Source organism: Burkholderia sp. S-53 (assembly GCF_025560745.1).
Lineage (GTDB): Bacteria > Pseudomonadota > Gammaproteobacteria > Burkholderiales > Burkholderiaceae > Burkholderia > Burkholderia pyrrocinia.
Genome location: NZ_CP090484.1, coordinates 1,212,589 through 1,234,708, shown reverse-complemented (window position 1 = coordinate 1,234,708; position 22,120 = coordinate 1,212,589). Strand labels below are relative to the sequence as shown.

Below are 22,120 nucleotides of genomic sequence, written 5' to 3'. Positions count from 1 at the left end.
GAGGCGGGCGGTGAGCGGCTTACTGCACGGCGCCTTGCGACTGGCGCGGCACGTAGCCCGTCAGGTGCCAGCGGCCGTCGTCGTCGAGGCGGAAGCTCAGCTTCTCGAACGCGGTTGTGCCGTTCGTCAGCGTGGTTGCATAGTCGACGTTCGCGTAGAGCCCGTCGGGCATCGCCGCTGCATTCGTATAGCGGATGCGCGTGATTTGCGCCCAGCCGCGATGGCCGACCGCACCGACGGACTGGCGGGCCCGCTGCATGTCCGCCGCGAACTGGTCCTGCTTGATGCGCGCCTTCACGAATGCGGCGGCATCGCTCCACACCGCGCCGTACTGGCCGGCGTCGAGCTGCTTGAACACTGCATCCGAGTCGCGAAGCAGCGTGTCGGCCGATTCGCCGGCGGATTGCGCGTGCGCGCCGATCGCGATCGAAGCGGCGGCGCAGCCGATCAGCCATTTGGCGCGGGTGAGGGTCGTGCGTACGTTCATGTCGGGGTCGGGAAAGGGCGGCGCGTCACGCGTCGCGATAGAGAGTGGCGATCGCGTCCGTATAGGCGGCGACGTTCTCGGGGTTATAGATGCTGACCGAACTGAGCACGTGCTTCGATTGCTCGCGGTAGGCTTCCAGGTTCGCGTCGTGCTCGGCGAATGCCTGCAGCAGCGCGCGGCCGCCGGCCTGGCAGTCGAAGTCCGGATAGAAATACCCGGCCTTGCCGAGGAACGGCGAGTTGTGGATCAGCGGATAGTCGCCGTACAGCAGTTCGTAATACAGGTAGTTCTGCGCGTTTTCCCACGTGTGCGACACCACTGCGTCGCCGTACGCGGCCATGAATTCGTACACCGCATATCGGCTTTCGAACGTCGTGATCCCGTGGTTCACGATGTCGAGGCTCTTCGCGAAGTGGACGAAGGTTGCGTGCTCCTTGATGTGGATCGTGTTGCACACGCGCACGAACTCGAGGAACTGCGGATTGGCGCGGTACGCCTCTTCCGTCACCAGCATCGGGATGATGCTCGTCTTCACCATGCAGATGTTCGGCTCGAACATCGTCACGCGCCAGCGCGGCTTGCCGGGCTGATAGCCGAACGACAAACCGGCGCCGAGCGTCGCGCGCGCCTTGTCGAACAGCATCGGGTGCCAGATGTGCGGGACGATCGTGACCGGCGCACGCAGGCCCGTCTGGTAATAGTGCAGGCACGAGCGCTCGAATTCGGGAATCGTCCACACCGCGTCGTACGGCGCGCCCGAGAACAGGAAGCCCGACGGCTTGTCGAACATCGCGCGTTCGATGTCGATCACGTAGTCGTTGCCGACCCGCATCGTGACGACTTTGCCGCCGCGGTCGCGGAACGCGCGCAGGTAATCCGCGCCGAACTGCGCGCTCATTTCGATCAGCACGTCGCAGCGTTGCAGCGCTTCGTCCATCGACAGCAGCGGCACGTCCCATTCGCCGAGCATCATCTGCGGATCGGCGACCTGTTCGCCGCCGTTCACCATCACGGCTTCCGCGACGAGCGGCGACTGGCGCAGCAGCAGGATCAGCAGCAGGCAGTTCTGGAAAATGCCGTTTTCCCACAGCGACTGGCCGGCGCCGCGCACGAACAGCGACACGCCGACGACGAGACGCTTGCCCTCGCCGGGCGCTTGACGGGCATTGGAGTCCGACATGCGTATTCTCCGGTTCAGGCGACCAGACGCGAGACGAACGCGTCGAGGTTCGCGGGGTTGTCGATCGAGACCGACTGCAGCAGCCGGCCGGCTTTCGTGCGGTAGTCGTCGAGGCGTTCGTCGTGATGCAGCCACGCGTCGAGCAGCGCGCGGCCGCCGGCGGCCGAGTCGAAGTCCGGGTAGTAATAGCCGGCATCGCCGATCAGCGTCGAGTTGTGGATCAGCGGGTAGCCGCCGTACAGCACGTCGTAATACAGATAGTTCTGCCCGTTTTCCCAGTGGTGCGACACGACCGCATCCGCGTGGCGCGCCATGAAGCCCGGCAGGTCGATGCGCGGCTCGAAGGTCGCCTTGTGCTGGCGCACGAGATCGAGGCTGTTCGCGAAGTGCACGAAGGTCGGATGCGCCTTCATGTGCATCGAGTTGACGACGAACATGTGTTGCACCGCGTCCGGCCGCGCACGGTAGAACTCGTCGCACGCGAGCATCGGGTAGTGGCAGGACTTGGCGACCGAGATGTTCGGTTCGAGCATCGCCAGGCGCCACGGGCGGCTGCCGGGCTGGTAGCCGAACGTCGCGCCTTCGCTGGCGAGCGCGGCGACGCGGCGATCGAGGAAGTACGGCGACCAGATGTGCGGCATCAGATGGACGGGCGCGCGCAGGATGGTCTGCAGCATCGGCGCCGCGGTCTTGTCGTACTGCGGCAGCAGCCACACTTCGTCGAACGGCGCGCCGTTGAAGATGTGCCCCGACGGTTTTTCGAAGATCGGGGTTTCGCACAGGCCGGCATACACGTGCCCGCAGAAGAACGCGGCGATTTTCTTGCCGAGCGCCTTCATGTGCCTGAGCCATTCGACCGGCAACTGCGCGCCCATTTCGATCACGACGTCGAGTTCGTGCGTGACGTCGGCGGGCTTCACGAGCGGGATGTCCAGGCCGTCGAGTTCGAGGCCGGCCGGTAGTGCGTTCGCGTCGCCGCCGTTCAGGAAATAAACCGCGCCGACGCGATCCGAGCGCTTGAGCATCATCGCGAGGAACGCGATGTTCTGATGAATGCCGTTTTCCCAGATCGCCTGGCCGTCCCGCGCAAACAGCGAGATGCCGACGGCCGGCCGTTGCTTGCGGGTGCCGCCCGCGGCGGCTTCATTGATGTCCGTCACCGGTTGGTTTCCTCTGCGGCGTCGTGCGTTCGGGCATGGCGTCGAGCGTCTGGCCCGGAAGCGGCGCGCCGTGGATTGTCATGATTGCATTCGCGCCGGTGCGGCGCGGCAGGCGAATCGGGCGACATGGTTCGCGAGGGCGGCAGCCGGATTCCGGCGTATCGTCGGGCACGCCTGGCACGGCGCGCGATCCGGGCAGGCTGCCCCGGCGACTGTCTGCGGCGATTGTGGCACGGAAATCGCCGGTTTGTGGGGGACGTGACGAACTTTGACATAGTCGCCGACCAACGGGAGCGGGGTGCCGGCGCAGCGGCGTTCGCGTTGTCAGGCGGATGTCAGGAGGATGTCCGGCGCGGCGCTGGCGGCCGGCCGGATCGGGCCGCCGCTCGCGGCGGCCGCCCGATCAGTGCCGCAGCTGGATTTCGACGCGGCGGTTGCTGGCGCGGCCTTCGGGTGTCGCGTTGGACGCGACCGGATCGGCCTTGCCGCGGCCCGTGACCGTCAGCGTGTCGGTCTTCAGTCCGTGCGCCTTCAGGTACGCGGCAACCGACTCGGCGCGGCGCTTCGACAGTGCGAGGTTGTAGTCGTCGCTGCCCACCGAATCGGTAAAACCGGTAACCGTCACCTGCGAGTACGTGCGGTCTGCGCGCTCGCTCAGCAGCCGGTCGAGCGATTCGCGCGCGGTCGGTGCGAGCGTCGCGTGGTCGGTCGCGAACAGCGCGTCGCCCGACAGGTTCACGCGTTCGACGACGGCAGGCGCCGGTTCGGCGGCCGAGGCCGCGGCAGCCTCGGCGGGTGCGGCCGGTGCGGCGCCGCACTGGAAGACCAGCGTCGCCGGATCGGATTTGTCGCGCAGCGCGCGGGCCGAGTCGACGGCACGCACGGGCTGGTCGCCGCAGATCTTGCGAGCAGCCTTCATGCAGGTCTGCGGGCCGGACAGCAGGCCGTGGCAGTCCACCTGGAAGGTGCGCACGCCGTCGCGCGGCTGCAGTTCGGAGGCGCTGAAGGTCGGGCCGGATGCGGTCGAGCACGCGGCGAGGGCCATTGCGGAAAGCGCGAGTGCAAGAGCGAGTTTGTTCACGATTACGTCCTTAAAACTTGGGTTGACCGAGGCAGGCCGCGGGTTGCGCGGCCGGCTCGTCCTGCCGTCGGGGCCGCCGCGGGCCGGCCGGCTGGCGAGCCGGACGGCCTGGCGGCGCGATGCATTACTTCCACTGGTACAGCATGCCGGCGCCGATCACCTTCTGACCGCCGCTGAAGCCGCCGTTGATCGACGCCTTCAGGTTCTCCGTGATGCGGGCCTGCATGTTGACCGCCATCGCCTTCTGGCCGAGGAAGGTCGACGTGCCGACACCCATACCGAAGTTGGCATCGCGATCGAGCTGCGGGATCGATGCCATCGCGCCGACAGCCGCGATACCTTGCTTCGCCATCTGGTCGGTCTGCTGCAGTTGCGAACCCAGCGAGTTGATCTGCGTCTGCTGGCCCGACAGTGCCGTCGACAGCGTCGTCTGCACCTGCGTCAGCTGGTTCACGTTCACCGCGTCGGTGCCCTGCGTACCCGGTGCGACGTTCACGATCTGGCGCTGCTGCGTGTCGCTGCCGACCGACACCACGTTCGAACGGCCGCCATCCGTCGAATTCGCGCCGATCGCCACCGAGTTCGAGCCGGCGGTGACGGTCGGGTGATCGCTGCCGGTACCGTTCATGTCGGCGGCGACGCCGTTGCTGTTCAGCGCACGCGTCGTGTTGTTGTTGATCGTCGTCGACAGCGCGTTCAGCGTGTTGCTGATGTTCGTCACGCCGGTCGACAGCGAGGCCACGTTGCTGTTCGTCGAGCTCAGGCCGGTGGACAGCGAACCGATGCCCGTCGAGGTCGACGTCGACAGCGAGTTGACGTTGCTGTTCGTCGAGCTCAGGCCGGTCGACAGCGAGTTGATCGCGGTCGAGGTCGACGTGGACAGCGACGTCACCGAGCTGTTCGTCGAGCTCAGGCCGGTCGACAGCGAGCCGATGCCGGTCGACAGCGACGCGACGTTCGATGCGGTGGACGTCGACAGCGCGTTGACTGCGTTGTTCGTCGCGTTGAGCTGGCTGCCGTTGATCGCGTCCGTGCTGCTGGCCGAGATCTGGCCGGCGGCGACGTTCGTGATCTGGCGTTCCGCGCCCGGCGCGCCGACGCTCACCACGCCGACCGGCGAGCTGCCCGCGAAGAAGTACGTGGCGCCGCCGATCGTGGCGCTCGACGTCGGGTTCGCTGCACTCGTGACCGAATTCGCACCGAGCGCGATCGAGTTGGCGACGTTGGCTTGCGCGTTCGTGCCGAAGGCGAGCGCGTCGGCGGCCGTGGCCTTGGCAGCCGAGCCGTAGGCCTGTGCGCCGGTCGCGCTGGCCGTGGACTGGCTGCCCAGCGCGATCGTGTTGTCCGCGGTGGCCTGGTTCGAGCTGCCGAGGGCGAGCGCGCTGGCGCCGTTCGCGGTGTTCGCGTTGCCGAGCGCCACTGCGCCGTTGCCGGTCGCCGTGTCGTTCGCGCCCAGCGCTACCGCGCCGGTACCCGTCGCGATGCTCGGATCGCCGATCGCGACCGCGCCGTCGCCGGTCGCGGTGTTGCCGGAGCCGATCGACACGGCCTTGCCGCCCGTTGCCGATGCGCTCTGGCCGATCGCGACCGCGCCTGCCGACTGCGCGTTCGAGCCGTTGCCGACCGCGACGCTGCTTGCGCCCGCCGCGCTGGCGTTGACGCCTGCCGCGATGGCGTTGGTGCCCGTCGCGCCAGTGTTGTCGTAGTTGGCTTGCTGCGTGCCGTTGTCGTTGACGCTGTAGTAGTGCGTCTTCGCGGCGTTGATCGCGGTCGAGGTCGACGTGGACAGCGACGTCACGGAGCTGTTCGTCGAGCTCAGGCCGGTGGACAGCGAGCCGATGCCGGTCGAAGTCGAGGTCGACAGCGACAGGATCGTGCTGTTGGTCGACGACAGGCCGGTGGACAGCGAGTTGATGCCGGTCGAGGTCGACGTGGACAGCGACGTGATCGAGCTGTTGGCGGACGACAGGCCGGTCGAGGTCGAGGTCGACAGCGAGGTGATCGAGCTGTTCGCCGAGGACAGGCCCGTCGACGTGGAAGTCGACAGCGACGACACCGAGCTGTTGGTCGAGCTCAGGCCGGTCGACAGCGAGTTGATGCCGGTCGAGGTCGAGGTGGACAGCGAGGTGATCGAGCTGTTGGCGGACGACAGGCCCGTCGACGTCGAGGTGGACAGCGACGTGATGGAGCTGTTGGCCGACGACAGACCCGTCGAGGTCGAGGTCGACAACGAGGCCACCGAGCTGTCGGTCGAGCTGAGGCCGGTGGACAGCGAGTTGATGCCGGTCGAAGTCGACGTGGACAGCGAAGTGATCGAGCTGTTAGCCGACGACAGGCCGGTCGAGGTCGAGGTGGACAGCGACGTGATGGAGCTGTTCGCGGACGACAGACCCGTCGAAGTCGACGTGGACAGCGAATCGATCGAGCTGTTAGCCGACGACAGGCCGGTCGAGGTCGAGGTGGACAGCGACGTGATCGAGCTGTTGGCCGACGACAGACCCGTCGAAGTCGAGGTGGACAAAGACGTGATGGAGCTGTTGGCCGATGACAGGCCGGTCGACGTTGACGTGGACAGCGAAGTGATCGAGCTGTTTGCCGACGACAGACCGGTCGAAGTCGAGGTGGACAGCGAAGTGATCGAGCTGTTTGCCGACGACAAGCCAGTCGAGGTCGAGGTGGACAGCGACGTGATCGAGCTGTTCGCCGACGACAGGCCGGTCGAAGTCGAGGTGGACAGCGACGTAATCGAGCTGTTCGCCGACGACAGACCCGTCGACGTGGAAGTCGACAACGAAGCCACCGAGCTATCCGTCGAGCTCAGGCCCGTCGACAGCGAGTTGATACCCGTCGAGGTCGACGTGGACAACGACGTGATCGAGCTGTTCGCGGACGACAAGCCGGTCGACGTGGAAGTCGACAGCGAAGTCACCGAGCTGTCGGTCGAGCTGAGGCCGGTGGACAGCGAGTTGATGCCGGTCGAGGTCGAGGTCGACAGCGACGTGATGGAGCTGTTCGCGGACGACAGGCCGGTCGACGTGGAGGTCGACAGCGAAGCCACCGAGCTGTCGGTCGAGCTGAGGCCGGTGGACAGCGAGTTGATGCCAGTCGAGGTCGAGGTGGACAGCGAAGTGATCGAGCTGTTGGCCGACGACAAGCCGGTCGACGTGGAAGTCGACAACGAAGCCACCGAGCTGTCGGTCGAGCTGAGGCCCGTGGACAGCGAGTTGATACCCGTCGAAGTCGAGGTCGACAGCGACGTGATGGAGCTGTTGGCCGACGAGAGGCCAGTCGAAGTCGAGGTCGACAGCGACGTGATCGAGCTGTTAGCCGACGACAGACCGGTCGACGTCGACGTGGACAGCGAGGTGATCGAGCTGTTGGCGGACGACAGACCGGTCGACGTGGAAGTCGACAACGAAGTCACCGAGCTGTCGGTCGAGCTGAGGCCGGTGGACAGCGAATTGATGCCAGTCGAAGTCGAGGTGGACAGCGAAGTGATCGAGCTGTTGGCCGACGACAGGCCGGTCGAGGTCGACGTGGACAGCGACGTGATGGAGCTGTTGGCCGACGACAAGCCGGTCGACGTGGAAGTCGACAACGAAGCCACCGAGCTGTCGGTCGAGCTGAGGCCGGTGGACAGCGAATTGATGCCGGTCGAAGTCGAGGTCGACAGCGACGTGATGGAGCTGTTCGCCGACGAGAGGCCAGTCGACGTGGAGGTCGACAGCGAGGTGATCGAGCTGTTCGCCGACGAGAGGCCAGTCGACGTGGAGGTCGACAGCGAGGTGATCGAGCTATTCGCCGACGAGAGGCCAGTCGAGGTCGAGGTGGACAACGACGTGATCGAGCTGTTGGCGGACGACAGGCCCGTCGACGTGGAAGTCGACAGCGAAGTCACCGAGCTATCCGTCGAGCTGAGGCCGGTGGACAGCGAGTTGATGCCGGTCGACGTCGAGGTGGACAACGACGTGATCGAGCTATTGGCCGACGACAGGCCGGTCGAGGTCGAAGTCGACAGCGAGGTGATCGAGCTGTTAGCTGACGACAAGCCGGTCGAGGTCGAGGTGGACAGCGACGTGATGGAGCTGTTGGCCGACGACAGGCCAGTCGACGCGGAGGTCGACAGCGAGGTGATCGAGCTATTCGCCGACGAGAGGCCAGTCGAGGTCGAGGTGGACAACGACGTGATCGAGCTGTTGGCGGACGACAGGCCCGTCGACGTGGAAGTCGACAGCGAAGTCACCGAGCTATCCGTCGAGCTGAGGCCGGTGGACAGCGAGTTGATGCCGGTCGAAGTCGAGGTCGACAGCGACGTGATGGAGCTATTAGCCGACGACAGGCCGGTCGAGGTCGAAGTCGACAGCGAGGTGATCGAGCTGTTAGCTGACGACAAGCCGGTCGAGGTCGACGTGGACAGCGACGTGATGGAGCTGTTAGCCGACGACAAGCCAGTCGAGGTCGAGGTGGACAACGACGTGATGGAGCTGTTCGCCGACGACAGGCCCGTCGACGTGGAGGTCGACAGCGAAGTGATCGAGCTATTGGCCGACGAGAGGCCGGTCGAGGTCGAGGTGGACAGCGAGGTGATCGAGCTGTTGGCCGACGACAAGCCGGTCGACGTGGAGGTCGACAGCGAAGTCACCGAACTATCGGTCGAGCTGAGGCCCGTGGACAGCGAGTTGATGCCGGTCGAAGTCGAGGTCGACAGCGACGTGATCGAGCTATTAGCCGACGACAGGCCCGTCGAGGTCGAGGTGGACAACGACGTGATCGAGCTGTTGGCCGACGACAGGCCCGTCGACGTGGAGGTCGACAGCGAAGTCACCGAACTATCGGTCGAGCTGAGGCCCGTGGACAGCGAGTTGATGCCGGTCGAAGTCGAGGTCGACAGCGACGTGATGGAGCTATTAGTCGACGACAGACCGGTCGAGGTCGAAGTCGACAGCGAGGTGATCGAGCTGTTGGCCGACGACAGGCCAGTCGAGGTCGACGTGGACAACGACGTGATCGAGCTGTTTGCCGACGACAGGCCGGTCGAAGTCGACGTGGACAGCGACGTGATGGAGCTGTTAGCCGACGACAAGCCGGTCGAAGTCGACGTGGACAGCGACGAAATGGCGCTGGTCGCGGTACCAACCTGTTGGGCAACCGAATAGAGCTGGCTGCCGTTGATCGCGTCGGTACTGGTCTGCGTCACCTGGCCGGCGGCGACGTTGGTGATTTGTCGCTCGTTGCCCGGACTGCCGACGCTAACGGTGCCGACCGGCGCGTTGCCTGCGAATCCACCGAACGTGACGCCGTTGACGGTCGCGCTGCTCGTCGGATTGGCCGCGGCGGTCTGCGAGTTGGCGCCGAGCGCGACCGAATTGTTGGTGCCAGCGACGGCGCCGCTGCCGATGGCGACGGCGTCGGTGCCGGTCGCGGTGCTGTCGGGGCCGGTCGAGTTCGCGTGGAAGTACTTGATGCCCTGGCTGTTGATGTTGTTGATCGCCGAGCCGACGCTGTTGGCGGTCGACGTCGTGCCGTTCGCGTTGTAAGTCGTGTATGCCGGCGCGGAGACCGTCCCGGTCGTCGGGTCGTACGTGGAGCCGCCACCGAGTGCTGATGCCGTGCTGTTGCCGAGGTTGTCCGTCTTGACCGTGACCGTGCTCAGGCCGGTCGACAGCGAGCTGATGCCAGTCGAGGTCGATGTGGACAGGGACGTGATGGAACTGTTAGCCGACGAGAGGCCGGTCGAGGTCGAACTGGACAGCGACGTTACCGAGCTGTTGGCCGAGCTCAGGCCAGTGGACAGCGAGTTGATGCCGGTCGAGGTCGACGTGGACAGGGACGTGATGGAGCTATTTGCCGACGACAGACCGGTCGACGTGGAAGTCGACAGCGAAGTGATGGAGCTGTTGGCCGACGAGAGACCCGTCGAGGTCGAGGTGGACAGCGACGTTACCGAGCTGTTGGCCGAACTCAGGCCCGTGGACAGCGAGTTGATGCCGGTCGAGGTCGACGTGGACAGCGATGTGATGGAGCTATTCGCCGACGACAGGCCGGTCGACGTGGAAGTCGACAGCGACGTGATCGAACTGTTAGCCGACGAGAGGCCGGTCGAAGTTGAGCTGGACAGCGACGTCACCGAGCTGTTGGTCGAGCTCAGGCCCGTGGACAGCGAGTTAATGCCGGTCGACGTGGAAGTCGACAGCGAGGTGATCGAGCTGTTAGCCGACGAGAGACCAGTCGAGGTCGAGGTGGACAGCGACGTCACTGAGCTATTGGCCGAGCTCAGGCCGGTGGACAGCGAGTTGATGCCGGTCGAGGTCGACGTGGACAGCGATGTAATGGAGCTATTCGCCGACGACAGGCCGGTCGACGTGGAAGTCGACAGCGACGTGATCGAACTGTTAGCCGACGAGAGGCCCGTCGAGGTCGAGGTGGACAGCGACGTCACCGAGCTGTTGGCCGAGCTCAGGCCGGTGGACAGCGAGTTGATGCCGGTCGAGGTCGACGTGGACAGCGATGTAATGGAGCTATTCGCCGACGACAGGCCGGTCGACGTGGAAGTCGACAGCGACGTGATCGAGCTGTTGGCCGACGACAGGCCGGTCGAAGTCGAGCTGGACAGCGACGTTACCGAGCTGTTGGTCGAGCTCAGGCCAGTGGACAGCGAGTTAATGCCGGTCGACGCGGAGGTCGACAGCGAGGTGATCGAGCTGTTGGCCGACGACAGGCCGGTCGAAGTCGAGCTGGACAGCGACGTTACCGAGCTGTTGGTCGAGCTCAGGCCAGTGGACAGCGAGTTAATGCCGGTCGACGTGGAAGTCGACAGCGAGGTGATCGAGCTGTTGGCCGACGAGAGACCCGTCGAGGTCGAGGTGGACAGCGACGTCACCGAGCTGTTGGCCGAACTCAGGCCAGTGGACAGCGAGTTGATGCCGGTCGAGGTCGACGTGGACAGCGACGTGATGGAGCTGTTCGCCGTCGACAGACCGGTCGACGTGGAAGTCGACAGCGACGTGATGGAGCTGTTCGCCGACGAGAGGCCGGTCGAAGTCGAGCTGGACAGCGACGTCACTGAGCTGTTGGCCGAGCTCAGGCCCGTGGACAGCGAGTTAATGCCGGTCGACGTGGAAGTCGACAGCGAGGTGATCGAGCTGTTGGCCGACGAGAGACCCGTCGAGGTCGAACTGGACAGCGACGTCACTGAGCTGTTGGCCGAGCTGAGGCCAGTGGACAGCGAGTTAATACCGGTCGACGTGGAGGTCGAAAGCGAGGTGATCGAGCTGTTGGCCGACGAGAGACCGGTGGAGGTCGAGGTCGACAGCGAGGTGATCGAGCTATTCGCCGACGAGAGGCCAGTCGACGTCGAAGTCGAAAGCGACGTGACCGAGCTATTGGCCGAGCTGAGGCCGGTGGACAGCGAGTTGATGCCGGTTGAAGTCGACGTGGACAGCGACGTGATGGAGCTGTTAGCCGACGACAGACCGGTCGACGTGGAAGTCGACAGCGACGTGATCGAACTGTTAGCCGACGAGAGACCCGTCGAGGTCGACGTGGACAGCGACGTCACCGAACTGTTGGCCGAGCTGAGGCCGGTGGACAGCGAATTGATGCCGGTCGAGGTCGACGTAGACAGCGACGAGATCGAGCTATTTGCCGACGAGAGACCCGTCGAGGTCGACGTGGACAGCGACGTCACCGAACTGTTGGCCGAGCTGAGGCCGGTGGACAGCGAATTGATGCCGGTCGAGGTCGACGTAGACAGCGACGAGATCGAGCTATTTGCCGACGACAGACCGGTCGATGCCGACGTCGACAGACTCGTGATGCTCGACGTCGTTGTGCTCGCGACCGAGTAGAGTTGGCTGCCGTTGATGGCGTCGGTACTGGTTGCGCTGACGAGGCCAGCCGCGACGTTCTGGATGCGGCGTTCCGAGCCGGGCGCGCCGACACTGACCACACCGTTCGCCGCGCTCGCGCCGGCGTAGGTGCCGAACGTCTGAGTGCCGATCGTGGTGCTGCTGACCGTCCCGGTGCCGCCGGTTGCCGTCGTCGCGGTGGCGCTCGTCACCGAGCCGTTGCCGAGGGCAACCGAGTTCGCTACGTTTGCCGTCGAGTTGACACCGAGCGCCACGGCATTGGTGGCTGTAGCGCTGGACCCTTGCGCAATCGCGACGGATCCGCTGCCGGACGCGTTGGAGTTTGCACCCAACGCGGTCGCGAACGAATTCGTGGCCACACTGCTCGAACCCAGGGCGACCGAACCTGCCGCCCCGCTCGCGGTCGAGCCGTTGCCGAGTGCCACTGCATCCGAACCGGAGGCGAGGGCCTTGGCACCGAAGCTCCCGCTGTTGCCGATCGCTATCGATCCAGTGCCGGTCGACGTCACCGAGTTGCCGATTGCAATCGAGCCGTTCGTGCCCGTGGCAGTTGCGGTGCTGCCGATCGCCACGGAGCTGCCATTCGACGTGGTGGCGTTGCCGATCGCCACGGCGCCCGTGCCGGTCGCCAAGTTCGCATTGCCAAGCGCGACAGCGCCCTGGCCGTTCGACGTGTTGTTCGCGCCGATTGCCAGAGCACCCGTGCCGGTTGCGCTGTTCGGATCGCCGATCGCGACCGCGCCGTCGCCGCTCGCCGACTGGCCGCGGCCGATCGCAACCGCGCCGCCGGCGGCCGAGCCGCTGTTGGCAGTGGTGCCGGACGAGCCGATCGCCACGTTCTGACCCGTCGCGCCGGAGGTGACACCGTCGCCTTGTGCAATGCCGAACGCGCCATTGACGGTCGCACCGCGGCCGACCGCGATACCCGACGTAGCGGTCGACGCGACGGACGACTGCCCGCCGACAGCGATGCTGTCCGAAGCGGCCGACTGTGCGCCCTTCGTTGCGTTGCTGCCAATTGCGATCGAGCCCGCGCCGGACGCGATGGTCGAATTCGCTTGCGACAGCGGCGTCGTGCCGTTACCGCCCGCGCCGCCGATCGCGACGGAGTTCAGCGCGTTCGCCGTCGAGCCGAAGCCGAGCGCTGTTGCACCGGTGCCACTGGCGGTGGTTTCAAGGCCGGCGGCGACGCCCCACAGGCCAGCGGACGACTGGATGCCGGTCGCCACGGCGCCGTTGCCGGTCGCCTGCGCGAACGCGCCATATACCGAGACGCCGGTCCAGCCGTTGCCGTTGGAGTTACATCCGGCCACGATCGAGTAAGTGCCGGAACCGTCGCCAGCCTGGTTTTGCGTGCCGCCCGGGTTGACGCGGCCGACCGCACCGCTGCTTCCAGTAAGGCAGGACTGCAGTGTGGTGAGTGTATTGGCCTCGGCGAGCCCCGGAAGGCCGATCGCCAGTGCGGCGGCGACGGCGACCACGACGGCCGACTTGTTCGGCTTGCCCCGTGCCGAATCGATTTCCGATGCCGCGACCCAGGCGCCAAGAGCTTCGTTCCAGATCGAGCGGTATGTGCGGTTCATGTCCTACTACCTCCAAATGTGCACGCTACACACCGGTCTCTTTCGTTAGAGGAATATGCCGTGCGCTCGCGCGAATCTCAAAATTGATGAGCGGAGTTTATTGGAGGTCGATTTTATGAATTGACAAATAGTGATAAATGGAAGGTTTTGAAAGTTAAAAGATGGTCAATGCATCATGTTTGGATACATCGACCAAGAATTAATTTGAAAGATACAAGAATGTTGTGTGTAGGGTTTGGTTTTTCTGCTGCTGCGCCGTGAAATTGTATGAAAATCAATGAGTTGAGAGTGTTTTGTGCGGTAGGTAACACATGCTGATGGTCTAAAAGTAAGACAAATGAAATAGCAAACGTTTGCGCAAACGTCACTCATTACATGTTTGTAATGTAATGCGATGTGTGGATTGATAATATGTTGAGCGTCTCGTTAATTTGTTAATTTGTGATTTTGTGTCGGATTTTCTTTTGTATTATCTGATTATCGGTAAATCAATTAAATATGAAGTTGCGAATATCGGGCTGTGCTGATTTGCGCATCTCGTCCGTCGAGGCTGCCCGTGTGGCGGGCGTTCCGGGCCGGCTAGCTCGTCGAATTTGTAAAAAATTGATACAAAGCGACAGATAGTGCTTGTGGCATTCAACTATCGGATTTGTCCTATTGACGATATCGGCAATGTCGGTATACGGGCAGGGTTCGAGTGCGTGTCGAACCGGTCCGGGAGGCGGTATCCGCCGTGATTGCCCACCTGGTGTCGACGGGATGTGAAAGACGCTGGTCGGCGTCGGCGGCGCCGCTCTCGAATTGTCTGAACATGGGTACGACAATTTGTCCTGCGCGCGGCGCGCGTATCGCAGCGCCGGTAGAAAAAGGGGAAGGAGTAAATGTGTCGGGCGCGCCACATTCGACAGGTGGATGCAGGTCGACGCGCACCGGCGAGCGCGCGGCACGTGCCGGCTCGCGCATCTCGCGGCCGCGCCCCTCGGCCTTACTTCTTGAGAAACCGCAGCGCGAACCGCGCCATCCGCGGCACGAACATCGGGCGCAGCAGGCGCTTGTCGTAACCGGCCATCCGACGGTCGTTCTCGACGAGACACAGCTCGATCAGCTCGCGCGGGTTCAGCGCATCGCCGATGTCGGCGGTGCCGGTCGCCGGGAAGTTCGCGTCACGCGCGACGCCGTCGGCGTCGATGCCGCGTGCGATGCCGATGCGTTCCCGGATCAGGAATGCCCACACGGCCGCGACGCGTGCGAAGAACCACGGCCGGCGCCACCACGGCAAACTGCGCCAGTACCATGCGTACCAGTTCACGAAGAACAGGATGTGCCGGCCTTCCTCCTGGATCACCGGCTCGAAGGTTTCGACGAGTTCGGACGGGAAATAGCCCGAGCGCTGCGCGGAGCGGAACAGGCCGAACGCGAAGAAGCTGTCGATGCATTCGCTGAAGCCGGTCACCATCCACGACCACTCGGGGTCCTTCGGCGCCGGGTAGGCCGGCTCGGGCGCGAGCCGGATGCCGTACGCCTCGACGAGCTTCGACAGCACGACCTTGTGGCGCGCTTCCTCGCCGCCGTCCATCTCGAGCGCGCGGCGCAACAGCGGATCGTCGATCGTCGCAGCGTAGGTCGCCACGCGGATCGATGCGCGGCCTTCGGTTTGCACCGCGATGTCCCAGATCGGCAGCGACGTGAGCCGCCTGAGTTCGGCGGGCTTGAGCGCCGGCCAGTCGATCACGGCCGGTTTGTACGGATTGTGTGTGTCGAGCAGCATGCGGCAGAACATCTGCTTGTGCGCATCGGAGCCGATCCTGACCGGACCTTGCCTTTCGAAAGTCCAGTTGCGCATCGCGTGATCTGCGGCTGCATGCGCTTCCTGCAGCGTGTCACTCATGGCTGTTGTCATGCGATTACGGGTCGAAAGATTCTTGCATAGCTTCCGTAAACGCGCATTTTCGTGCGGCCATGCGCACGCCGGTCAGGCGTGCGTCACACGTGCGTGTCGACCCAGAGGCGGCCCCAGCGGGACGCGTAGGCGAGCGCGTGTTCCTCTTCGAAGAAGAAATCGATCGCGTCGAACGAAACGGAGCGCGACGACGAGCCGCCGCTCGCCCGCGCGATCGTCAGGTTGGCGGCGAACAGCCCGTTCGGCAACCGGGCGGCAGCGGGGGCGACTTCATAGCCCTTGTAGCGGATCGTACGGTTCATGGCGTGCGCGGAGAAAGTTCGGGCTTTCAGCGTACGAAAACCCGCCGGCCGCGTGAACCAATCTTTCGGCCAATGCAAATCATGCGGCGGGCCGAATCGATATCGAGGGGGCATGCCGGGGAAGGGGATTCAACGCGAAGCGTCGGTGTGGTTTGTGCGTGAGGCTGTACCGGCGCGCACGGTACATCGCCGCGCGTTCGAAGGCGCGCCGCCCGCGCACGGCGAACCTTGTCGGCCGGGCGCGGGCGGCGGAATGCAGGAGATTAGTGGTTGGCGATCTTCAGCACGGGCGCGAGCGCGTCGACCGATGCCGCGTGTGTGGCCGCGCGATGCGACGCGAATGCGAGCGCGAACTCGGCCGCTTGCGCGCCGACCGTTTCGAGCTGTGCGACGACCTTCGGATCCGAGCAACTGTCGACGCTTTCGAAACGCGTTTCGAGCGTGTTGACGGTCGCGCCGAACGGCGTCGGCCAGCCGCGCAGCGCATGGACGATCGAGCGCAACGACGTCAGCACGGTGCCGGCCGCCTGCCAGCCGTACGCGGTGACGATCAGGCCGACCGCGCGGCCGTCGAGATAGGGGCGATCGTCCGCGCGCAGTTCCTCGAGCGTGTCGAGCGCGTTCTTCACGAGACCGGAGACGCCGCCGTGATAGCCGGGCGTCGCGATGATGATCGCGTCGGCCTGGCGCACGGTGTCGATCAGTTCGCGCTGCGCGTCGGTCAGCGTTTTGTGTTCGGGTGCGTAGTGCGGCAGCGTATGCAGGAACGGGCCGTCGAACAGTCGCGTGCGCGCGCCGGCGGCCTGCGCGCCGCGCAGCGCGAACGACAGCGCGCGTTCGGTCGACGACGCTGCTCGGGTGGTACCGCCGATGCCGACGACGAACGGGCGGCGGTGTTGATCGAATGCAGTCAAGGGGCGCTCCTCGGGGATGGCTTGCCCGGCTAAGCACAGGCTTAAAACCAGATGGTAACGACCCCGTCACCACTCTGAAAACGACTTTTCGTTCTATCGATATGCCGCGCGGCGGGGGCAATCGTGTGCGCGGCCACGCAGATCGATAGCAGAAATGCTTGGTTGGGGCGGTGCGCCACGGTCGATAACATGGGCCCGTCTCCTCCATGATGTCTCTACTGACATGGGTTGGCCCCGCCGCGCGGATGCTGGCGGGGCTTTTTTTCGTCCCGGTCAGGAAAAGGGGCGCGATGTCGGCGGGCGTTGCCGGTTACTCGAATACCGGCCGGAAGAAGCTGCGCTCGTAGCTGACGATGCAGCGCGTTTCGTCCGCATAGCGGAACGCGGCCTGGCACGCCGGATCGTCCTTCGAGCGTTCGCGATAGCGCTCGTACTCGGCGAGGCTCGGGAACGAGAACATCGCAAGCGCGATGTCGTTCGCGCCTTCGGACGGCAGGAAATAGCCGTGATGCGTGCCGCCGAACTTTTCGACGAGCGGAATCCACATCTTGCCGTAGGTTTCGAACTGGTCGAGTTTGTACGGATCGATGACGTAGCGAAGGAAGCAGGTGACCATGAGTGCTCGCGGTGCGGTGACGGAACGGCGAGTCTGGAGCGCGTCGCCGCTGGTGTCAACGGAGTGCGCGCGGCGTGTCGACGCCATCGCGGGATTGGTTGCTTGCGCGAACAACGATCGGCGCACTTTCATGCGTTCGCAACGACGCCGGCAGAGCGGCGCCACATACCGCCGCGACTGCTTTTCCTGCGCGCATTTCCCCAAACTTTTACGACATTTTTTCTTGCGACGCCCACCGGCGCGCTCCTAGACTTCCGGCATCCCAACCACGGAGCACTGCGATGTCGATACCCTGGAACGCGATTGCCGAACGTCTCCCCGCTGCGCCGCCTTCCGTGTGCGCCGACCGGGTGGTCGTACGGCGTTTCGATCCGGCAGTCGACAGCTATGCGCAACTCACGCCGATGCTGCATCGTGCGTTCGCGCGGCTCGGCGCGATGGGGCTCAACTGCACATGCGTCGATCAGGACGAGGACGTCACGCGCCGCCGCGCGGAAGCGGGCGAGTGCTATGTGGCCGTGTGCGGCGGGCGCGTGATCGGCACGGCCACGCTGTATGGGACCGATCCGTCGTCGGCCTGCTCGCTGTACCGGCGGGAAGGCGTCGCGAGCGTGCGCCAGGTAGCCGTGGATCCCGATTGCCAGAGCCGCGGGATCGGCGCGTTGCTGCTGTCGTTCGCCGAGCAGTGGGCCGCGTTGCGCGGCTATTCGTTGCTCGCGCTGGATACGCCGCATCCGGCGTCGCATCTGCTGGCGTTCTACGGTGCGCAGGGCTTCGAGGTCGTCGACTTGATGCGCTTCGCCGGCAAGCGCTACGACAGCGCGATCCTCTGCAAGCGGCCCGTCGCGCACGTCGTGCGCCGCGTGTCGCCGGCGTCGCGGCAGGCCGCGCGCGTGGCGGCCGGGCGGCGTCTTGCGCATGCGTGGCCGGCGCGCGTGGCCGCGGTGGCGCGACGCGACCTGCGCATGCGCCGCGGTACGGGATCGGCGGCGCGCCGCGCGGCCGGCGCCGCGAGCTGCCGCTCGTCGCCGCGGCGGCTGCGCCAGCATGGGCGCTACACGGTCGGCTGAGCGCCGCGTAGCGGCTCCATTTCCCGTTTTTACCGCGTAAGCATCGCGTGAGCGGAGTGTGGCGCTTCCGCTCGTGTACGGCCCTCGAGACACCCCCGCCGCGCCGCGGCGAAACCGATGTTTACGCGCTTTTTATGCTTTGCCGCAATCCTTTGCCGCGATCTTCACGCGAACGTTCATAAGATGGTTTCGTGGAAACGGATGCCGCGCGACCGTGCGCGCGACGGCGTCGGCCCGCGACAAGCGGTGCCGAAAGCCGCCACGACGGCTCGCCGGCGAAAGGAAACCGCCATGTCTCTCGCACCGTTGACAGGCCCGCGCCCCGATCGTACCGATCGTGCGCGCACGGCCGCGCGCTCGATGTTCGATCCCGCACTCGTGCGCCCGGCCATCGCCGATTCGTTCAGGAAGCTCACGCCGCGCACGCAGTTCCGCAACCCGGTGATGTTCTGCGTGTACGTCGGCAGCATCCTGACGACCATTCTGTGGATCGCCGCGCTGTTCGGCCAGGCCGAGGCGCCGGCGGGCTTCATCGTCGCGATCGCGTTGTGGCTGTGGTTCACCGTGCTGTTCGCGAACTTCGCGGAAGCGCTCGCCGAGGGGCGCTCGAAAGCGCAGGCCGCGTCGCTGCGCAGTGCGAAACACAATGTGGTCGCGAAGAAGCTCTCGGCGCCGCATGCGAAGGCCGCTGTCGAGGTGATGGCGTCGACCGACCTGCGCAAGGGTGATGTCGTGCTCGTCGAAGCCGGCGACACGATTCCGGCCGACGGCGACGTGATCGAAGGCGTCGCGTCCGTCGACGAATCGGCGATCACCGGCGAATCCGCGCCGGTGATCCGCGAATCGGGCGGCGATTTCTCGTCGGTGACGGGCGGCACGCGCGTGCTGTCCGACTGGATCGTCGTGCGGGTCGCCGTCAATCCGGGCGAGGCGTTCCTCGACCGGATGATCGCGATGGTCGAAGGCGCGAAGCGCAAGAAGACGCCGAACGAAATCGCGCTGACGATCCTGCTCGTTGCGCTGACGATCGTGATGCTGCTCGCGACCGCGACGCTGCTGCCGTTTTCGACGTTCGCGGTCGAAGCGATGAAGGCCGGCCACGTGGTGACGATCACCGCGCTCGTCGCGCTGCTCGTATGCCTGATCCCGACGACGATCGGCGGCTTGCTGTCCGCGATCGGCGTGGCGGGGATGAGCCGGATGATGCACGCGAACGTGATCGCGACATCGGGCCGCGCGGTGGAAGCGGCCGGCGACGTCGACGTGCTGCTGCTCGACAAGACCGGCACGATCACGCTCGGCAACCGCCAGGCGTCGGCGTTCGTGCCCGCGCCGTTCGTGACCGAGGAAGCGCTGGCCGATGCCGCGCAACTGTCGTCGCTCGCGGACGAAACGCCGGAAGGCCGCAGCATCGTCGTGCTCGCGAAGGAGCGCTTCAATCTGCGCGAGCGCGACATGCAGGCGCTGCACGCCGTCTTTCTATCGTTCAGCGCGCAGACGCGGATGAGCGGCGTCGACCTGTTCCCGGACGGGGCTTCGTCCGGCGGGGCGGGGCGCGAGATCCGCAAGGGCGCGGCCGACGCGATCGCGCATTACGTCGAGTCCCACGGCGGCCGTGTCACGCGCGAAGTCGAAGCGGCCGTGACCGACATCGCACGCCGCGGCAGCACGCCGCTTGCGGTCGCGGAGCGACGCGACGGCGTCGCACGCATGCTCGGCGTGATCGAGTTGAAGGACATCGTGAAGGGCGGCATCAAGGAGCGCTTCGCGGAACTGCGCAAGATGGGCATCAAGACCGTGATGGTGACGGGCGACAACCGGCTGACGGCCGCGGCGATCGCGGCGGAAGCGGGCGTCGACGACTTCCTCGCGGAAGCGACGCCGGAAACCAAGCTCGCGACGATCCGCGAGCACCAGGCGGCGGGGCGCCTCGTCGCGATGACGGGCGACGGCACCAACGACGCGCCGGCGCTCGCGCAGGCCGACGTGGCGGTCGCGATGAACACGGGCACGCAGGCTGCGAAGGAAGCGGGCAACATGGTCGACCTCGACTCGAACCCGACGAAGCTGATCGAGATCGTCGAGATCGGCAAGCAGATGCTGATGACGCGCGGCTCATTGACGACGTTTTCGATCGCGAACGACATCGCGAAGTACTTCGCGATCATCCCGGCTGCGTTCGCGACGACGTACCCGCAGCTGCGTGTGCTTGACGTGATGCACCTCGCGTCGCCGGCATCGGCGATCCTGTCGGCGGTGATCTTCAACGCGCTGATCATCGTTGCGCTGATTCCGCTCGCGCTGACGGGCGTGCGCTATCGTCCGCTCGGCGCCGCGCCGCTGCTGCGCAGGAACCTGCTGCTTTACGGCCTCGGCGGGGTGCTGTTGCCGTTCCCGTTCATCAAGCTGATCGACATGATGCTCGTCGCGTTCGGATGGGCCTAACATGGACGCGCACGGTGCCGGCCGCGACAGTACGCATGACACCGCGAACAGAGGCGCTGCCGCATGAGCGAACCGACCGTCGTCATCGCGATCGTCGACGAAGACAGGTTGATCCGGCATTTCGTCCGTGTCGCGCTGAAGGCCGAACACATGCACGTCTGCGAGGCCGCGACCGGTGTCGCGGGCGTGGCGGCCGTCACCGCACACCGTCCCGACCTGATCGTCGCGGACACGAACCTGCGCGATCTCGGCGGCACCGAACTGATCCGTGCGCTGCGCGCGTGTTCGGACGCGCCGCTGATCGTGCTGTCGGCGCTGAGCGCGGAAGGCGACAAGGTGGCCGCGCTCGACGCCGGCGCGGACGACTATCTGACCAAGCCGTTCGGCGCCGCCGAGCTGATCGCGCGGATTCGCGCGCACCTGCGTCGTCAGGCCGGCGGCGGGCGTCTCGATGCGGTGCGCGTGCGCTTCGGCGACGTGACCGTCGATCTCGGCGATCGCCAGGTGTTTCGCGGCGGTGCGCGCGTGCATTTGAGTCCGATCGAATACCGGTTGCTGGCCGTGCTCGCGCATCAAGCGGGACGGCTGCTGACGCACGACCGTCTGTTGAGCGAGGTGTGGGGTGCGGCGCACGGCAAGGATGCGCACTACCTGCGCGTGTATGTCGGCCACTTGCGGCGCAAGCTGGAGTGCGATCCGCGGCGGCCCGAGTACATCGTGACGGAGATGGGGGTCGGCTACCGGCTCGCCGGCGCCGCGTAGCGGCCGCGCTCAGGTCAGGGGTTCGCGGCCGTCCGCAATTCGTCGGCTGCCGCGCCGTTCGAACCGCGCAACTGCGCATCGAATTGCTGCACGCGCAGTACGACGCGCTGCGCATAGCGCTTCGTGCCGCCGTTGTAGCGCACGAGCGCGGTTTCGACGTCGCCGTCCGCATCGTCGAGGTAGCCGCGGAAGATGGCCGCGCCGATCCGCACGTTGGTCGCCGGATCGGACAGGTCCTTCACGTGCGCGACGAGGTCGCGATGCGCGGCCGGCAGCACCTGCATCAGCCCGCGTGCACCGGCAACACTGACCGCGTGGCGATCGAAGCCCGATTCGACCGCGATGATCGCCAGCAGCAGCGCCGGTGCGAGCCCGTAGCGGTCCGATTCGGTCTGCACCGCGCGGGCGATCGTGCGTGCGTCCGCATACGCGACGTGAAAGCGGTTGCGCAGCGTCGTGACGATCGTATCGATGCTTGGAGGGAGCGATGTATCGTGCGCGCTGGCGGCGCTGGCGGCGCTGGCGGCGCTGGCGGCGGTGGCCGGTGCCGCCGGCGTGTCGCCGGCCCGCGCGGGGAGCGCGACCGCCAGCGACAGCGCGATCGGGAAAAGCGGTAGCAGCCGCTTCAGCGGCAGGGCCGGGCGCGTGCGCGGCACCGGCTGGTCATGCGATGGATAGGTTTCCTGCATGTCGTCGCATCGTGGTTCCGATGCGACGACTGTACGCAGTCATGCGTTGCGACCGTCGAAAGA

13 protein-coding genes are annotated in these 22,120 nt (G+C 65.6%); 3 read left to right on the top strand and 10 right to left on the bottom strand.

The genetic code is table 11. The annotated features are described in order from the left end of the window. Window positions 1–19: 19 nt before the first annotated feature. From LXM88_RS27640 to LXM88_RS27600, 9 genes are all read right to left on the bottom strand, one after another. Window positions 20–487, bottom strand: coding sequence for a DUF4019 domain-containing protein (locus LXM88_RS27640; RefSeq protein WP_262546026.1), 468 nt, complete (start codon window positions 485–487; stop codon window positions 20–22). Between the two features lie 25 nt (window positions 488–512). Beyond that, window positions 513–1,667: a DUF2827 domain-containing protein gene (locus LXM88_RS27635; protein ID WP_262546024.1), complete on the bottom strand. Its 1,155-nt coding sequence runs from the start codon at window positions 1,665–1,667 to the stop codon at window positions 513–515. Window positions 1,668–1,681: 14 nt separating this feature from the next. Further along, window positions 1,682–2,827: a DUF2827 domain-containing protein gene (locus LXM88_RS27630; RefSeq protein WP_262546022.1), complete on the bottom strand. Its 1,146-nt coding sequence runs from the start codon at window positions 2,825–2,827 to the stop codon at window positions 1,682–1,684. 403 nt (window positions 2,828–3,230) lie between these two features. Next, window positions 3,231–3,908, bottom strand: coding sequence for an OmpA family protein (locus LXM88_RS27625; RefSeq protein ID WP_262546019.1), 678 nt, complete (start codon window positions 3,906–3,908; stop codon window positions 3,231–3,233). A 124-nt stretch (window positions 3,909–4,032) separates the two neighbouring features. Then, the gene (locus LXM88_RS27620) at window positions 4,033–13,359 is read right to left on the bottom strand and encodes an ESPR-type extended signal peptide-containing protein (protein WP_262546943.1); all 9,327 of its coding nucleotides are present in this window, start codon (window positions 13,357–13,359) and stop codon (window positions 4,033–4,035) included. 985 nt (window positions 13,360–14,344) lie between these two features. After that, complete coding sequence (locus LXM88_RS27615) at window positions 14,345–15,247, bottom strand: ferritin-like domain-containing protein (RefSeq protein WP_262546017.1); 903 nt, start codon at window positions 15,245–15,247, stop codon at window positions 14,345–14,347. A gap of 95 nt (window positions 15,248–15,342) precedes the next feature. Continuing rightward, a complete protein-coding gene (locus LXM88_RS27610) occupies window positions 15,343–15,561 on the bottom strand; it encodes a transcriptional regulator (protein WP_262546014.1) in 219 nt (72 codons plus the stop codon). Window positions 15,562–15,824: 263 nt separating this feature from the next. Further along, window positions 15,825–16,475 (bottom strand): NADPH-dependent FMN reductase, encoded by a 651-nt coding sequence (locus tag LXM88_RS27605; RefSeq protein WP_262546011.1) that lies wholly within the window; start codon window positions 16,473–16,475, stop codon window positions 15,825–15,827. Window positions 16,476–16,785: 310 nt separating this feature from the next. Further along, a complete protein-coding gene (locus LXM88_RS27600; protein WP_262546009.1) occupies window positions 16,786–17,091 on the bottom strand; it encodes an NIPSNAP family protein in 306 nt (101 codons plus the stop codon). 281 nt (window positions 17,092–17,372) lie between these two features. On the opposite strand from LXM88_RS27600, the gene LXM88_RS27595 reads away from it, so the two are divergent. From LXM88_RS27595 to LXM88_RS27585, 3 genes are all read left to right on the top strand, one after another. Then, window positions 17,373–18,161: a GNAT family N-acetyltransferase gene (locus LXM88_RS27595; RefSeq protein ID WP_262546008.1), complete on the top strand. Its 789-nt coding sequence runs from the start codon at window positions 17,373–17,375 to the stop codon at window positions 18,159–18,161. Window positions 18,162–18,521: 360 nt separating this feature from the next. Then, window positions 18,522–20,606 (top strand): potassium-transporting ATPase subunit KdpB, encoded by a 2,085-nt coding sequence (gene kdpB, locus LXM88_RS27590; RefSeq protein ID WP_262546941.1) that lies wholly within the window; start codon window positions 18,522–18,524, stop codon window positions 20,604–20,606. A gap of 63 nt (window positions 20,607–20,669) precedes the next feature. Next, entirely contained in the window at window positions 20,670–21,368 is a 699-nt protein-coding gene (locus tag LXM88_RS27585; protein ID WP_262546006.1) for a response regulator, read from the top strand. Between the two features lie 14 nt (window positions 21,369–21,382). Here LXM88_RS27585 and LXM88_RS27580 read toward each other — a convergent pair whose 3' ends face one another. Beyond that, a complete protein-coding gene (locus LXM88_RS27580; RefSeq protein WP_262546004.1) occupies window positions 21,383–22,057 on the bottom strand; it encodes a lytic transglycosylase domain-containing protein in 675 nt (224 codons plus the stop codon). Window positions 22,058–22,120 lie beyond the last annotated feature (63 nt).

Bases quoted from the DNA above. Each gene is read 5' to 3' on its own strand.
- LXM88_RS27640 (WP_262546026.1), bottom strand. From the start codon at position 487: ATGAACGTACGCACGACCCTCACCCGCGCCAAATGGCTGATCGGCTGC.
- LXM88_RS27635 (WP_262546024.1), bottom strand. From the start codon at position 1,667: ATGTCGGACTCCAATGCCCGTCAAGCGCCCGGCGAGGGCAAGCGTCTC.
- LXM88_RS27620 (WP_262546943.1), bottom strand. From the start codon at position 13,359: ATGAACCGCACATACCGCTCGATCTGGAACGAAGCTCTTGGCGCCTGG.
- LXM88_RS27615 (WP_262546017.1), bottom strand. From the start codon at position 15,247: ATGAGTGACACGCTGCAGGAAGCGCATGCAGCCGCAGATCACGCGATG.
- LXM88_RS27610 (WP_262546014.1), bottom strand. From the start codon at position 15,561: ATGAACCGTACGATCCGCTACAAGGGCTATGAAGTCGCCCCCGCTGCC.
- LXM88_RS27600 (WP_262546009.1), bottom strand. From the start codon at position 17,091: ATGGTCACCTGCTTCCTTCGCTACGTCATCGATCCGTACAAACTCGAC.
- LXM88_RS27595 (WP_262546008.1), top strand. From the start codon at position 17,373: ATGTCGATACCCTGGAACGCGATTGCCGAACGTCTCCCCGCTGCGCCG.
- kdpB (WP_262546941.1), top strand. From the start codon at position 18,522: ATGTTCGATCCCGCACTCGTGCGCCCGGCCATCGCCGATTCGTTCAGG.
- LXM88_RS27585 (WP_262546006.1), top strand. From the start codon at position 20,670: ATGAGCGAACCGACCGTCGTCATCGCGATCGTCGACGAAGACAGGTTG.
- LXM88_RS27580 (WP_262546004.1), bottom strand. From the start codon at position 22,057: ATGCAGGAAACCTATCCATCGCATGACCAGCCGGTGCCGCGCACGCGC.